We start from the raw sequence: 15,236 nt of genomic DNA, 5'->3' as shown, positions 1-15,236 counted from the left end.
CGGAGACAGCGTGAGTTGGCAACCCGAAGTCGATGAACTGGCCTATCGGCGCCGCCTGGCGGCGCGCATGGGCGGCGAGGACAAGGTGGCGCGGCACCGGCAGGCCGGCAAGCTCACGGTGCGCGAGCGCGTGGACGCGCTGGCCGACGCCGGCTCGTTCCGCGAGGTGGGCGGCCTGAGCGGCAGCGGCCGATACGACGGCAACGGCAGGCTGGTCGACCTGGTGCCGTCCAACCTCGTGATGGGCCGCGCGCAGGTCGACGGCCGGCCCGTGGTGCTGGTCGGCGACGACTTCACGGTGCGCGGCGGCGCCAACGACGGCGCGGTGGGCGACAAGCTCGTCCATGCCGAGAAAATGGCCCACGACCTGCGCCTGCCGATGATCCGGCTGGTCGACGGCACGGGCGGCGGCGGGTCCGTGCGCAATATCGAGATCAAGGGCCACACGCTGATTCCGACCATGAAGGTCTGGCAGCACGTGGTGGAGAACATGGCGACGGTGCCCGTGGTGTCGCTGGCGCTGGGGTCGGTGGCGGGCATGGGCGCCGCGCGCGTGGCGTCCAGCCATTACTCGGTGATGGTGCGCGAGACCTCGCAACTGTTCAACGAAGGGCCGCCGTCGGTAGAGGCCCGCGTCGGCCAGACGCTGAGCAAGAACGAGCTGGGCGGCAGCCAGATCCACACGCGCAACGGCGTGGTCGACGACGAGGTGCCCACCGAGCACGAGGCCTTCGCGCGGGCCCGGCGCTTTCTGTCGTACCTGCCGGCGTCGGTCCACGCGCTGCCGCCGCGTGCCGAGCCGGCCGCCGACACCGCGCGCCGCGACGACTGGCTGCTCGGCGCCATCCCGCGCCAGCCGGGTGGCGACTATGCCATCCGGCCCATCGTCGAGACCGTGGTCGATGCCGATTCGTTCTTCGAGACCGGCGCGCAGTGGGGCTGCGCCGTCGTCACCGGGCTGGCGCGGCTCGACGGCTGGCCCGTGGCCGTGATCGCGAGCGACCCGGCCGTCGACGGCGGCAGCTGGGACCGCGACGCCGCCGAGAAATTCACGCGCTTTGTCGACCTGGCGCAGACCTTCCACCTGCCGGTCGTGCATCTGGTCGACACCATGGGGCTGCAGGTTGGCCGCGAGGCCGAGCAGGCCGGCATCATGCGCCACGGCGTGCGCGCGCTGGCGGCGGTCTACCAGGCCACGGTGCCGTGGTGCTCGGTGATCCTGCGGCGCGCCTATGGCGTGTCGGCGGCCGGCCACCAGCATATGGGCCGCTTCAACTTCCGTTATGCGTGGCCGTCGGCCAACTGGGGCGCGCTGCCGATCGAGGGCGGGCTGGAGGTGGCCTACAAGGCCGAGATCGAGGGCGCCGACGACCCCGTGCAGAAGCGTGCCGAGATCGAACAGCGCGTGCGCAGCCTGACCTCGCCGTTCCGCAGCGCCGAGGCGTTCGTCATCGAGGACATCATCGACCCGCGCGACACCCGCGCGCTGCTCTGCGAATTTGCCAACCTGGCCGCGCCGCTGCGCGAGCCGGGCGTCAGCCGTTTTGGCATCCGGCCCTGAGCCGGGCGCCGTACCAACAAGAACCACAGGAGACCACCTTGAAGAAGCTGCTGATCGCCAACCGGGGCGAAATCGCGCTGCGCGTGCTCCGCGCCGCGCGCGACCTCGATATCGCCACCGTGGCCGTGTACGCGCAGGACGACGCCAGCGCGCTGCACCGCGTGCTGGCCGACGAGGCCGTGGCGCTCGACGGCAGCGGTCCGGCCGCCTATATCGACATCGCCGGCATCGTTGCCGCGGCGCGCGCCACGGGCTGCGACGCCGTACACCCCGGCTACGGCTTCCTGAGCGAGCGGGCGGACTTTGCGCAGGCGTGCCAGGACGCCGGCATCCGCTTTGTCGGGCCCGACGTGGCCCATCTGGCGCTGTTCGGCGACAAGGGCCGCGCGCTGGAACTGGCCGCGCAGTGCGACGTGCCGGTCATGCCGTCGACGCCCGGCGGCGCGTCGCTGGAAGACATCGGCCGCTTCTTCGACGCGCAGGACGGCGCCGGCGTGGTCATCAAGGCCGTGGGCGGCGGGGGCGGGCGCGGCATGCGCGTGGTGCGCCGCCGCGAGGACCTGGCCGAAGCCTACGCGCGCTGCCGCTCCGAGGCGGCGTCCGCGTTCGGCATCGACGCGCTGTACGCCGAGCGGCTGGTGGCGCGGGCGCGCCATATCGAAGTGCAGATCGTCGGCGACGGCAGCGCGGTCGTGGCGCTGGGCGAGCGCGACTGCACGCTGCAGCGCCGCTTCCAGAAGCTGGTGGAAATCGCGCCGAGCCCGGTGCTCAAGCCCGCGCTGCGCGAGCAGATCGTCAAGTCGGCGCTGCGGCTGGCGCGGCGCGTGAACTACCGCAGCCTGGGGACGTTCGAGTTCCTGGTGGAGGAAACCGACGCGGGCGAGCAGCGCGATGTCGTGTTCATCGAAGCCAATCCGCGCCTGCAGGTGGAGCACACGATCACCGAGCAGGTGACCGGCGTGGATCTGGTGGCCGTGCAGCTTGGGGTGGCCGCCGGCCGCACGCTGGCCGACCTGGGGCTGGACCCCGCCGCGCCGCCCCAGCCGCGCGGCTACGCGGTGCAGGTGCGCGTCAACGCCGAGATGACCGACGCGCAGGGCATGGCGCGCCCCGCGCATGGCCGGCTGGAGCGCTTTGACGCGCCGTCCGGGCCCGATGTCCGCGTCGATACCCACGCCTACACCGGCTACGAGCCGTCGCCAAACTTCGACACGCTGCTGGCCAAGCTGATCGTCAGCAGCGCGGCGCCCACGTTCGAGGCCGTGGTGCGGCGCCTGCAGCGCAGCCTGGCCGAATTCCGCATCGTCGGCGTGCCGACCAACCTGCACCTGCTGCGCGCGCTGGTCCAGCGCGACGACTTCCTGCGGCAGGACATCCACACCCGCCATTTCGAGGCCATTCTGCCCGAACTGACGCAGGCCGCCGACGCCATCGCCGAGGCCGGCCGGGCGCAGGACGCGCTGCTGGGCGGCACCCACCGCCCGGCCACGCCGCGCGCCAGCGAGCTCGAGGAACAGATCGGCGAAGGGCTGGTGGCCGTGCGCGCGCCGCTGACGGGCCGCGTGGTCGAGCTGTCGGTCCGGCTCAACGACACGGTACGGCCCGGCCAGACCGTGGCCGTGCTCGACGCGATGAAGATGGAGCACACGATCGTCGCCGAATGCGGCGGCCGCGTGGTGGACCTGCGGCTGGACAAGAACGCGCTGGCCGCCGAGCACCAGGTGCTGATCGTGCTGGAGCCGGGCGATGCAGCCGGCGGCGCCGATGACGCCGCCCAGGCCCACGACCCGCAGGCGATCCGCCCCGACCTGCAGCGCGTGCTGGACCGCCACGCGTTTCTCTACGACGCGGCGCGGCCCGACGCGGTGGCGCGGCGCCGGTCGCGCGGCCAGCGCACGGCGCGCGAGAACATCGCCGACCTGTGCGACGCGGACACCTTTGTCGAGTACGGCGGGCTGGCGCTGGCCGCGCAGGCGTCGCGCCGCAGCAAGGACGACCTGATCGCCAACGCCCCGGCCGACGGGCTGATTACCGGCATCGGCAACATCAACGGCGCGCTGGTCGGCGCGGACCGCGCCCGCAGCGCCGTGATGGCGTACGACGCCACGGTCATGGCCGGCACGCAGGGCAAGCGCAACCACGTCAAGACCGACCGCATCGTGGAGGTGGCGCTGCGCGACGAACTGCCGCTGGTGCTGTTTGGCGAAGGCGGCGGCGGGCGGCCGGGCGATGTCGATATCCCGTCGGTGTCCGGCCTCTACCAGCCGTCGTTTGCCGCGTTCGCGGAACTGAGCGGGCAGGTGCCGGTGGTGGGCGTGGTCTCCGGCCGCTGCTTCGCGGGCAACGCGGCGTTCGTGGGCTGCTGCGATGTGATCATCGCCGACAGGTCCGCCAATATCGGCATGGCCGGCCCGGCGATGATCGAAGGCGGCGGGCTGGGCGTGTACCGGCCCGAGGACGTGGGCCCGGCGCCGGTGCAGTTTGCCAACGGCGTGATCGACATCCTGGTCGACAACGAGGCCGAAGCCACGCGCGCCGCGCGGCACTACCTGTCGATGTTCCAGGGCCGTGTGGCGGACTGGAGCGCGCCGAACCCGCTGGACCTGCGCCACGTGGTGCCCGAGAACCGGATGCGCGTCTATGACACGCGCAAGGCCATCGAAGGCATTGCCGACGTGGGCACGGTGCTGATGCTGCGCGGCGGCTTTGGCTCGGGCATCCACACGGCGCTGGCGCGCGTGGAGGGGCGGCCCGTGGGCATCATGGCCAACAACCCGTACCACCTGGGCGGGGCCATCGACGCCGACGCGGCCGACAAGGCGTCGCGCTTCATGCAGCTTTGCGACGCGCACTGCCTGCCGATCGTCTCGCTGATCGACACGCCGGGGTTCATGGTCGGCCCCGAGGTGGAGGCGCGGGCGCAGGTGCGGCACGTGTCGCGCATGTTCCTGACGGCCGCCAAGCTGCGCGTGGCGCTGCTGGCGGTGACGCTGCGCAAGGGTTACGGGCTGGGCGCGATGGCCATGGCTGGCGGCGGCTTCCGCTCGGCCAGCTTCACGATCTCGTGGCCCACCGGCGAGTTCGGGCCGATGGGGCTGGAAGGCGCCGTGCGCCTGGGCTTCAAGAAGGAGCTGGAGGCGGTGCCGGACGGCCCCGAGCGCAAGGCGCTGTTCGACCGGCTGGTGGCGCAATCGTACGAGCGCGGCCATGCGATCAACACCGCGGCGGCTGTCGAGATCGACGCCGTGATCGACCCGGCCGAGACACGGCGCTGGATCGCGCAGGGCATCGCCTCGGCCGAACTGCGGGGCGGCCGTGCCCGCCGTGGCTTTGTCGACGCCTGGTAAGGGGGCCATCATGACCCGACCCCAACCCGATCCGTCGCAACTGGCGCTGGCCGGCCTGCGCGTGCTGGAAATTGGCAGCGGCCCGGCCGTGGCCTACGCGGGCAAGCTGTTCGCCGATTTTGGTGCCGAGGTGGTCAAGGCCGAGCCACCCGCTGGCGATGCCTGGCGCCAGATGCCGCCGCTGGTGGACGTGCCCGGCCATTCGCAGCCAGAGAGCGCACTGTTCGCCTGGCTCAATACGAACAAGCGCAGCGTGATGGCCCGCCCGTGCCACGCCGGCGACGATGCGTGGCTGGCCGCGCTGGCACGCACCTGCGACGTCGTGCTCGACGCCCGTGCGCTGGACGCCGGCCCGGACGTGCCCGCCATCCTCGAACCAGCGGCCGGGCACATGCCGGTGCAGGTGGTGCTGACGTGGTTCGGCGAGGACGGCCCGTACAGCGGCTTTGCCGGGTCCGAGGCCATCTGCCGCGCGCTGGCCGGCGCGGTGCACGGCAGCGGGCCGGTGGAAGGCCCGCCGCATATGCCGCACGACCTGCAGACGGCCATCGCCGTGGGGCTGAGCGCGTTTTCGGCGGCCGTGGCCGGGCTGATCGGCACGGCGGGGCGCCGCTACGTGCTGAGCGTGCACGAGTGCGTGTTCAGCGTGGTGGAGATGGAAGCGGGGATGGTGCAGGACAAGCGCCATCCGCTGCGCCGGCTGGGCGTGAACCGGTTCTGCGGCACCCATCCGGGCGGCATCTACGAGACCGCCGACGGGTGGATCGGCATCTTCACGCACACGCTGCCGCAATGGCAGGCGCTGTGCACGGCCATCGGCCGCGAGGACCTGGCCGACGACCCGGCCTATGCCAGCGGGCCCGAGCGCATGGCGCGGGCCGATGCGATCGACGCGATCCTGGTGCCCGCCTTCCGCACGCGCACGGCGGCCCAGTGGTTCCAGCGGCTGGCCGACCTCAAGCATCCGGCCGTGGTGGTGCCCGACATGCGCACGCTGCTGGATCAAGCCGTGCACCGCGAGCGCGGCGCGTTCGTGCCGGTGACGCTGGACGGCGTCACCTTCGAGGGCCCGGTGGTGCCGTTTCCGCTGGGCGACGCCGGTCCGCTGCCCGGTGGCCCGGTGCCCGCGCTGGGCGCCCACGACGGACTGTACCGCCGCGCCGGGCTGGACCACGTGCCGCGTCATCGGCCGCCGCCCGCCGCTGACGACGCGATGCCGCTGCGGGGCCTGCGCATCGTCGACCTGACGATGGGCTGGGCCGGCCCGCTGGCCGCGCGCACGCTGGCCGACTTTGGCGCGGAAATCATCAAGGTTGAAAGCACGGGCTACCCGGACTGGTGGCGCGGCGCCATCTTCAACGAGGCGTTCTACCGCGACCGCGTCTACGAGAAGAACACCAATTTCAACCTGATGAACCGCAACAAGCTCGGCATCACGCTGGACCTGACGCAGCCCGACGGCAAGGCGCTGCTGCTGGACCTGGTGGCGCAAGCCGATGCCGTGATCGAAAACTACTCGGCCGAGGTGCTGCCCAAGCTCGGGCTCGACTACGCGGCGCTGCGCGCGCGCAATCCCCGGCTGGTGATGCTGTCGATGCCGGCGTTCGGGCTTGGCAACGCCTGGAGCAACACCCGCGCGTACGGCGGCACGCTGGAACAGGCCAGCGGGCTGCCGCTGTACACGGGCCACCCGGACGGCGGCCCGGCCATGACGTCGTACGCCTATGGCGACCCGGTTGGCGGGCTCAACGGCGGCGCGGCCATCCTGCTGGCGCTGTACGCGCAGCGGGCCACGGGGCGGGGGCGGCACGTGAACCTGTCGCAGGTGGAGGCGATGCTGCCGATGACGGCGCCGTACCTGATCGAACAGTCGGTGGCCGGCTCCGTATCGCCCCGGCAGGGCAACCGCCATCCGCTCAACGTGCCGCACGGCATCTACCGCTGCGCGGGCGACGACGCGTGGATCGCGCTGACCGCCACCGACGCCCAGTGGCCGGCGCTGTGCCAGGCCATCGGCCGCAACGACCTGGCGATGGACCCGACGCTGGCCGACGGCGCCGGCCGCCGCGCCGCGCACGACCGCATTGACGACGCCATCGGCCGGTGGTCCCGCACGCGCGACGCCGACGCGGCCATGCAGCAGCTCCAGCGGGCCGGCATCGCGGCGGGCGTGGTGCGGCCGATGTGGCAGGTGCTGGACGACCCGCACCTGCGGGCGCGCGGCTTCTGGCAGCAGGTGGAGCGCGCGCACGTGGGCCGCTACATCGCCAGCACGGCGTGGTTCCGCTCCGGGCCCGGGCCGGTGCCCACCCGCAGCGTCTCGCCGACGCTCGGCCAGCACACCGACGCGGTACTGGCGCGCGTGCTCGGGCTGCCGCCTGAACGGCTGGCGGACCTGGCGCGGCGCGGCATCACCGGCCAGGACGCCCGGCCCAAGGGCGCGAAGATTCCCGCGTAGCGACGCACCGCCAGACACCACGACAAACAGACAGGAGACAACATGAACAAGCGACAAGTACTGCAAGCCGGCGCCGCGATGCTGCTGGCCGGCGCGATGACCGGCGCAATGACCGGCCCGGTGGCCGCGCAGGGTACGAACTGGCCGACCAAGCCGATCCGGCTGATCGTGCCGTTCCCGGCGGGATCGTTTACGGACACGGCGGCCCGCGTGGTATCGGACCGCCTGACCAAGGCGCTGGGCCAGCCCGTGGTGGTCGAGAACAAGGCCGGCGCCAACGGGCTGATCGGCGTGGGCGAGGTGGCGCGCGCCGCGCCGGACGGCTACACGCTGATGGTGACCAATTCCAGCAGCATCACGATCAACCCGAACCTGTACAAGAAGAGCACCTACAAGACCCGGGACTTTGCCCCGGTGACGCTGATCCTGGAGGCGCCGTTCATCCTCGTGACCAACCCGGAATGGTCGCAGAAGCACGCGGTGGCGTCGGTGCCGGACCTCGTGCGCTACGCCGGCCAGCACCCGGGCAAGATCAGCTACGGCTCGGCCGGGCCCGGCAATATCGCGCACCTGAGCTTTGCGATGCTGAACAACCGCGCCAGGGTGTCCACCACGCACGTGCCGTACAAGTCGTCGGCGGCGGCCCAGCTTGCCGTCATCAGCGGCGAGCTGGACACCACGTTCGACACCTGGACCGCGCTGCCGCAGATCAAGGCCGGCAAGCTCAAGCCGATTGCGGTGAGCGCCACCAAGCGCATGACCCAGTTGCCGGACGTGCCGACCGTCGAGGAAGCGGGCCTGAAGCCGTTCAACGCCACGTTCTGGATCGGGCTGCTGGCCCCGGCCGGCACGCCGCAGCCGGTGGTGCAGAAGGTCAACGCGGTGATGCGCGGCCTGCTGGACGACGACAAGGCCCGCTCGGCGCTGAGCCAGCAGGGCGACGTGGTCATGATCGGGCCCGACGAGTACGCCAGGCGCATCGAGAAGGAAGAGGCGGAGTGGGCCGCCGTGATCCAGCGCGAGGCCATCACGCTGGACTGACGCGCCGCCCTACGCCTCGCGCAGCAGCAGCGCCACGTTGCGCTCGGCCAGCGCGGCAATCGTGCGCGACGGGTTGAGCCCCAGCGCGCGCGGCACGATGGCGCCGTCCATCACGTAGAGCCCGGTGTAGCCGAAGACGCGCCCGTGGGAATCGACCACGCCGTCTTCGGCGCTGCGCCCCATGTTGCAGCCGCCCAGCGGGTGCGGCGTGACGAGGTTGCGGAGCAGGCGCCACGTGGGCGGCACCCACGGATTGCCGCCCGTGGCGGCCGACAGCAGCCGGTGCGCCGCGATCATCGACTCGATCACTGCCTCCGACGGTTCGTGCCGCCAGCTCATCTCCAGCGTCTGCCGCCACGGCGCGTACCACTTGCGGCAGAGCCGTAGCTGGCCGTCGCCGGGGTCCACGCCCTGGCCGAACCACGGCATCATCGTCTCCAGCGGGTCGCCGTCGTCCACCAGCCCGCCAATCTCGCGCCACAGCGCGCGCAGCCGGCCGCGCCGCGTGCGGCGCATCTGGCGCCGAATGTAGTTGCGCGCGATGTTCGGGATGCCGCCGTCTTCAACAAAGAGCGCCTGCCCGTTCGGCGCGCTGCCGTCGAGCAGGTCGATCACGGCCGAGATCGTCACGCCATGCGACGGCGATACCATGCGGTCCGGATAGAACGCCGGGGTCACGAAATCGCCGTTGTGGGCCCAGCCGTAACCGAGCCGCGCCGACAGCCGGGGCAGCGTGCGATGCGTGTCGCGGCAGCGCAGCAGCAGCTCGGTGCTGCCGATGGAGCCGGCGGCCACGATCACGCGAGCGGCCGTGACCTCGCCGGGGGTGCGGGATTGCGCCACCGGGTCGATCTGGTCGAAGCGCACGCGCCACCCATCGGCCAGCGGTTCCAGCCGCTGCACCAGATGCAGCGGGCGGATTTCCGCGCCATGGTCCTCGGCCACGGCCAGGTAGTTGAGGTCGAGCGTGTTCTTGGCCAGCACCTGGCAGCCGACGTCGCAGTTGCCGCAGTGGACGCAGGTGCCTTGCCAGCGGCCGTGCGCGTTCTGGAACGGGCGCGACTGGTGGTCTTCCCGCGCGCCGGGCAGGTCGGGGTGCCAGTCGTCGCGGAAGCTCACGGCCAGCGGCAGCTTGCGAAAGCGGTCGCCCCAGCCGCAGGCGTGCGCGGCTTCTTCCACCAGCCGCGCGCGCGGGCTCAGTTGCGAGTCGGGCACGGGCGCGACGGCCAGCATCTCGCCGACCATGTCGTACCAGGGCTGCAGCGTGGCGTGGCCGATATCGTCGGGCCAGCCCCAGGCAAACGTGCGCGGCGGCGCCTCGACCGACACGTTGGCATAGATCAGCGAGCCACCGCCCACGCCCGCGCCGGCAATCACCCAGATATCGGAAAACGTGCGCACGTCGGCCCAGCCGCTGAAGCGCTGCGGCTGCTTCTGGTTCCACAGCCACGGGTCGTCGTCGCCGCGCGGAAAGGTCTCGGGCGTCCAGCGCCGCCCGCGTTCCAGCACCAGCACGCGCTGGCCCGCCTGCGCCAGCCGGCAGGCCGCCACGGCGCCGCCAAAGCCGCTGCCGACGATCACCGTGTCGTACGGATGCGGCCCGCTCATGGCGCGGCTCCGGTGCGGCGGATCACGATGGGCGGCTCGGTGCGCGCCAGCGCGTCGGGCGGCCACGGCTCGCCCGCATCGGGCACGAAGCGCGGCCCGCTGGCGGCTGGCGTCGCGGCCACGCGCCACGTGCGGCCCATGCGGTTCAGCCGCTCCAGGCCCGGCCCGAGCTTCCAGTGGCGGCACGCCTTTTCCAGCTTGAGCGGATGGATGGTCAGCGTGTCGGCGTCGAAGCGCATGCGCAGGAAGCCCTTGTAGTCGGCAATCGACTGCGACGAGAACACTTCCTCGGCATGCAGGCCCCAGATCTGGTTGGCGATGACCATCCAGACGCCGAACAGCAGGCCGCCGAGCACGCCACCGGCGACGAGCGTCTGCGCCAGCAGTAGCGGCAGCATCCAGCCGTCGTCGGCATGCAGGCCCCACACGTGCAGGTTGAGCCGGGCCAGCGCCCAGAACAGCCCGGCCGCCAGCACCACGTGCAGCAGGCCGTGCAGCGCGCCCACCAGCCCGGCCAGCGACACCGCGCTGCGCGTGCCACGCGTCGACAGCGCCGCGAAGAACGCCATCACGGCCACGGCGAATGCCACCGACGCCGGGCTGTTCGCCAGCGTCATCCACAGCGCGCGCCACGCATCGCCCAGGCTGGCCGGGGCGATGGGCAGCGCCGCCAGCGTCTGCATCAGGCTCTCGCCCGGCGGCGCGGTGGCGCGGCTGGCGCTCTGGACAATCCAGTTGAACAGGAAGCAGATGGCCGCGAACAGCGTGCACAGGCCGACGTTGCGCGCGGGTAGCTGCCACGCGCGGTTGCGCAGGGTCCGCGACGTGTCGCGGTCCGGATAGGCGGCGCCGGCCAGCACGTAGCGCTGCCGTGTGCGGCCGATCGCCACCGGCTCCGGCGACGCCGGCAACTGGTGCGTGCCGTGCAGGAACGCGCCCCCGCCCCCGCACGTGACGCGCTCCGGCCCCGTGGTGCCGGCCTCCGGCGTGTAGCGTGCGTAGTGGTGCTTGTCGCCAGCCAGTACCGCGACCAGATGGTCGCCCAGCAGCCGCTCGATGCGGCTCAGGCTGCGAAAGCGCGGCGTGCGCGTCTCGGTCGACGGAAACGCGCGGCGCCGCGTGCGCGACAGCCGCTCCATCTCGTCGATCCAGCTCGGCTCGGGCGTGCACAGCACCACGCGGTCGCCCGGTGCCAGCCGGTCGTGCATGGCCTTGAAGTAGTCGAACTGCTGGCGGTCGATCTCGGATTCGAGCTGCAGGTCCAGCCCCCAGATCCACCAGCCATGCGGTAGCTGCAGGACGTAGTAGCTGGTGCGCTGGCGGGTCTGCCAGCCGCCCACCGGCGCGCCCGTGCAGAACAGTTGCGCAAAGCCGCGCAGGCCGTCGTACCAGTCGTGGTTGCCGGGCGTGGCAACCATCAGCGGCGCGCCGGGGATGGCAACCGCGGCCTCGCTGTTGCCGGCGGCTTCGGGCGGCAGCGGGGCAGGGCAGGCGGCGCGGAATGGGTCCAGAAAGCGTGTGCGATAGCCGCCGTGCGCGGGCGTGGGGTAGACCTGGTCGCCGCCCAGCAGCAGCACCTGCGCGCGCGGCAGCGTGACGCCATCGGCCGCCAGCCGCGCCGGGTGGCTCGCGCAGAGCGCCATCGAATAGGTGGAGTGCCAGCCGTCGCCGGTATCGGCCAGGTAGTCGACCCACACGGCGCCGTCCGGCGCGTTGGCGGTGACGGGAATCGGCGGGTTGGTGGCGACCGGGTTCAGCGCGGCCTGGACCGCGCGGGCATCGGCAAACGCGCCGATGGTGCGCGCCACGGTGACGCGCACGGCCGTCCTGAGCAGTTGCAGGGGGCTGAGCCAGTTGACCATCGGCTCATGCGTGTACAGCTCCACGCGGCGCGTGGTGGCTGGCGGCGCGGCGGTGGCGGGGGCGGCCGATGGCGCCGCGGGGCCCGCTTCCTCGTTCGCAAGCATCGTCGACCTCCCCCGGTGGCAGGCGCCTCGCAGTTATCGATCGCATCACCTAATATAGGTGATCGCAAGATCGATTTGCAGATCATCATGCTGAGTCGCAGAGCGTTCCTTGTGGGCGGCGCCGGCGCGGTGGGCGCTGGCGCGCTCGTCGTGGGCTGGCTGGTGCTGCGCCCCGACGACCGGCTTGATGCACGCCGGCCGCCGCGCGTGCCGGAGCCGGCCGTGCCGCTGAACGGCTGGGTCGCCATCGGCACCGACAACGCCGTGACCATCGTCATGTGCAAGGCCGAGATGGGGCAGGGCATCCACACCGCCGCCGCGATGCTGCTGGCCGACGAACTGGGCGCCGACTGGCGCCAGGTGCGCGTGGTGCAGTCGCCGCTGGACACGCTCTACGTCAACCGCGAGAACCTGGGCGCCGGTCTGCCGTACCGGCACGACGACAAGCGGCTGCATGCGGAACTGGCGCGCGACCTGTCGCGCCGGGTGTCGCGGTATTTCGGGTCGATGGTCACGGGCGGTTCCACCAGTATCCGCGACCTGTGGCTGCCGATGCGCGAGGCCGGTGCGTCGGCGCGCGAGATGCTCTGCACCGCCGCCGCGCGCCAGTGGTCCGTGCCGGCCCGCGAGTGCGTGGCGCAGGCCGGCACCGTGCGGCACGTGGCCTCCGAGCGCTCGGCAACGTTTGGCGCGCTGGTCACGGCGGCCCGCGACCTTGCCCATCCCGAACATCCCCGGCTCAAGGACGCCGCGTCGTTCACGCTGATCGGCCAGCGCATCCGGCGCATCGAGACCGCGCCAAAGCTCGACGGCAGCCTGCGCTTCGGCATCGACGTGGTGCCCGCCGAACTGGCGCGCGACGTCGGCGCAACCGGGCCGCTGGACCTGCGCTACGCGAGCGTGCTGATGTGCCCGACGCTGGGCGGCAAGTACAAGGGCCGCGAGGTGAAGTTTGCGCGGCCGGCCGGCGTGCACGACTGCTTTCCCGTGGATGGCTACAACGGCGGCACCGGCGGCGTGGCCGTGATTGCCGACAACCCGTTCATCGCCATGCGCGCGCTGTGCGACCTGCGCGTGGCGCCCGACCAGTGGGACCATGGCCCGGCCGCGCAGTGGAACAGCGCCCGGGTGCGCGAGACGCTGGTGGCGGCGCTGGACGAAGGCAGCGCGCGCAAGTACTACCGCGCCGGCGACGCAGACGCCGTGATCCGCCAGACCGCGGAAAAGGGCGGCAAGGTGCTGCACATGCAGTACGAGGTGCCCTACCTGGCGCACGGCGCGCTGGAGCCGATCAACTGCACCGCACTCGTGCGCGACGGGCGCGCCACGGTCTGGGTATCCACGCAGGTGCCGCAGGCCGCGCGGGCCGCCGTGGCCGGCGCGCTGGACCTGGACGCCGACGACGTGGTGATCCACGAGCGGTTCCTGGGCGGCGGATTCGGGCGGCGGCTGGAGGTGGACTACGTGGCGCAGGCCGCCGTGATCGCGGCGCGCGCGCCGGGCAAGGCCGTGCAGACGATCTGGTCGCGCCCGCAGGACATGGCGCACGACTTCTACCGCCCGGCCTGCGTGTCGCGCTTCAGCGGCGTGCTGGACGACAAGGGCAACCTGGTGGCGTGGCGCGCGGCGTCGGCCAGCCAGTCGGTGTCCGAGCAGGCGCTGGCGCGCGCGTACGGCCTGCCGCGCGCCATCGCCCGCGTGCTGCCCGACGCCACGATGGCCGAGGGCGCATTCGACCAGCCCTACGAATGCGCCAACGTCGAGGTCAGCCACCGGCGCGTGGCGCTGCCCATCCCGGTGGGCTACTGGCGCTCGGTCGGCCATTCGCACCAGGCGTTCTTCGTCGAATCGTTCCTGGACGAGATGGCGGCAGCCGCCGGCAAGGACCCGATCCAGTTTCGCATCGGCCTGCTCAAGTCGCCGGCCCACCATCGCCATGTGGCGGTGCTGCGGCGGCTGGCCGAGCTGTCGGGCTGGAAGCGGCCCGTGGTGTGGAAGCAGGGCGGCCAGCGCCTGGCGCGCGGCATGGCGCTGCACGAATCGTTCGGCAGCATCGTGGGGCAGGTGGCCGAGGTGCGCAGCGACCCGGTACACGGCTGGCGCGTGACGCGCGTGTTCTGCGTGGTGGACTGTGGCGTGGCCGTCAATCCGGACCTGGTGGTGCAGCAGATGGAAAGCGGCATCGTGTTCGGGCTGTCGGCGGCCATGCAGCAGGCGGTCACGATCCGCGACGGGCAGGTGCAGCAGCACTACTTCAGCGAGGTGCCGCTGATCGACATGGAGACCTGCCCGGACATCGTCACGCACGTGATGGCCAGCCCGGCCAAGGTGCCGTACGGCGTGGGCGAGGCCGGCACGCCGCCGATTGCGCCGGCCGTGGCCAACGCCGTGGCGGCGCTGACCGGCCAGCGCGTCTACACGCTGCCGCTGCGGCCGCCACCGGCGCTGCCGGCCGGCGAGGAACTGTGGGAGGGCGACCGATGGTGCAAGTGGTGCAAGTCACTGTGAACGGCACGACCGTCGACGTGCGGTCCGCCCCGGAAACGCCGCTGCTGTGGGTGCTGCGCTGCGAACTGGGCCTGACCGGCACGAAGTTCGGCTGCGGCATCGGCGTCTGCGGCGCGTGCACGGTGTTCGTCGGCAAGGAGGCAAGGCCGTCGTGCCGCGAGCCGGTCAGGCAGCTACAGGGCGCGTCCGTGACGACCATTGAGGGCCTGCGCGGCCCCGTGGCCGACGCGCTGCGGCAGGCGTGGACCGACTGCGACGTCGTGCAGTGCGGCTACTGCCAGAGCGCCCAGCTGATCGCGGCCGCAGCGCTGCTGGCCCGCCGCCGCGCGCCAACGGACAAGGAAATCGACGCGGCAATGAAGGACATCGTGTGCCGCTGCGGCACGTATCCACGAATCCGCAAGGCGATCAAGCAGGCGGCGGGGGCTTTGCGGGGGTAGGCATTCTGGTTTCCCTTTTCCGATTGCGGGAGAGGGGAGCAAACCGTCAGGCCTTGCGTACTGGTTTTTGATTCCCCTCTCCCGCTTGCGGGAGAGGGGTTAGGGGAGAGGGCCGGCGTGTCCAGTTGCGATGGTGGCAATTTGCACCGCCATGCCCTCACCCCCGGCCCCTCTCCCGCAGGGCGGGAGAGGGGAGCAAACCGTCAGGCCTTGCGTACTGGTTTCTGATTCTGTAGTGGTCCAATTTCCTCAGACAGGTCGATAGGTGGAAAATCACGATCGACGAGGAAAGGACGACATGACAAA

At 71.8% G+C, this 15,236-nt stretch carries 8 protein-coding genes; 6 read left to right on the top strand and 2 right to left on the bottom strand.

The window, feature by feature from the left end; genetic code table 11:
* Positions 1-10 precede the first annotated feature (10 nt).
* From QTN24_RS24335 to QTN24_RS24320, 4 genes are read left to right on the top strand one after another with little or no spacing between them, the layout of a single operon-like run.
* On the top strand, positions 11-1,561 hold the full coding sequence (locus QTN24_RS24335; protein WP_313840162.1) for an acyl-CoA carboxylase subunit beta: 1,551 nt from the start codon (positions 11-13) through the stop codon (positions 1,559-1,561).
* A 38-nt stretch (positions 1,562-1,599) separates the two neighbouring features.
* Complete coding sequence (locus QTN24_RS24330; protein ID WP_313840161.1) at positions 1,600-4,908, top strand: carboxyl transferase domain-containing protein; 3,309 nt, start codon at positions 1,600-1,602, stop codon at positions 4,906-4,908.
* Positions 4,909-4,918: 10 nt separating this feature from the next.
* Positions 4,919-7,366: a CoA transferase gene (locus QTN24_RS24325; protein ID WP_313840160.1), complete on the top strand. Its 2,448-nt coding sequence runs from the start codon at positions 4,919-4,921 to the stop codon at positions 7,364-7,366.
* A gap of 42 nt (positions 7,367-7,408) precedes the next feature.
* Positions 7,409-8,407 (top strand): Bug family tripartite tricarboxylate transporter substrate binding protein, encoded by a 999-nt coding sequence (locus QTN24_RS24320; protein ID WP_409559082.1) that lies wholly within the window; start codon positions 7,409-7,411, stop codon positions 8,405-8,407.
* 9 nt (positions 8,408-8,416) lie between these two features.
* On the opposite strand, the gene QTN24_RS24315 is transcribed toward QTN24_RS24320, so the two are convergent.
* Both QTN24_RS24315 and QTN24_RS24310 read right to left on the bottom strand, forming a co-directional pair.
* Positions 8,417-10,015: a GMC oxidoreductase gene (locus QTN24_RS24315; protein WP_313840159.1), complete on the bottom strand. Its 1,599-nt coding sequence runs from the start codon at positions 10,013-10,015 to the stop codon at positions 8,417-8,419.
* Complete coding sequence (locus QTN24_RS24310; protein WP_313840158.1) at positions 10,012-11,982, bottom strand: preprotein translocase subunit YajC; 1,971 nt, start codon at positions 11,980-11,982, stop codon at positions 10,012-10,014. The genes QTN24_RS24315 and QTN24_RS24310 overlap by 4 nt, the downstream gene beginning before the upstream one ends.
* 87 nt (positions 11,983-12,069) lie before the next feature.
* On the opposite strand from QTN24_RS24310, the gene QTN24_RS24305 reads away from it, so the two are divergent.
* Positions 12,070-14,490 carry a molybdopterin cofactor-binding domain-containing protein gene (locus tag QTN24_RS24305; RefSeq protein WP_313840157.1) on the top strand — a complete coding sequence of 807 codons (2,421 nt, stop codon included), beginning with the start codon at positions 12,070-12,072 and terminating at the stop codon, positions 14,488-14,490.
* Complete coding sequence (locus QTN24_RS24300; protein WP_124684249.1) at positions 14,472-14,930, top strand: (2Fe-2S)-binding protein; 459 nt, start codon at positions 14,472-14,474, stop codon at positions 14,928-14,930. The genes QTN24_RS24305 and QTN24_RS24300 overlap by 19 nt, the downstream gene beginning before the upstream one ends.
* Positions 14,931-15,236: the final 306 nt, after the last annotated feature.

It is taken from the genome of Cupriavidus sp. SZY C1, assembly GCF_032190535.1.
Taxonomy (GTDB): Bacteria; Pseudomonadota; Gammaproteobacteria; order Burkholderiales; family Burkholderiaceae; genus Cupriavidus; species Cupriavidus pauculus_C.
The sequence above is the reverse complement of the archived record's forward strand: the minus strand, read 5'-3'. Positions and strand labels throughout refer to the sequence as shown.